Below are 383 nucleotides of genomic sequence, written 5' to 3'. Positions count from 1 at the left end.
CAACTTTCCCGTTTTCATAAACCACTCCGTTCCCGGCAGCCCCGCCCAGGATCCAGGCTCCTTTACCTACATTTGGAAATACTGCATATCCCGCAGCCCTGTCTAAAATCTCCTGAATACTATTATCCTTCTCCTTAAAGGCTTCAACAGCTTTTTTTGCATCACTTTTTAATTCCTGACGCTCATCCATGTCAACTATTTGTTCTCCTTTATCTTTTTTGGCTCCATCCGCTTGCGCGAAAAGATTTCCGCTAAACAACATTAGCAGAGCGAAACAAGTCGATAAATAAAATTTTTTCAGTTTCATAATTCTTACTTTTTTGGTTTCTCGTGAAAGTAACAAATCCCGCACCTTTAATTGTTAAGTGTAGGTTATTTCACTA

The 383-nt window shown here is 39.7% G+C and carries 1 protein-coding gene; it reads right to left on the bottom strand.

Annotated elements, in window-relative coordinates:
- The coding region (locus HC175_RS20215; RefSeq protein ID WP_479685249.1) for a lipid-binding SYLF domain-containing protein at positions 1 to 307 on the bottom strand (307 nt) is incomplete at its 3' end.
- Positions 308 to 383 lie beyond the last annotated feature (76 nt).

Source organism: Salinimicrobium oceani (assembly GCF_012037645.1).
The sequence above is the reverse complement of the archived record's forward strand: the minus strand, read 5'-3'. Positions and strand labels throughout refer to the sequence as shown.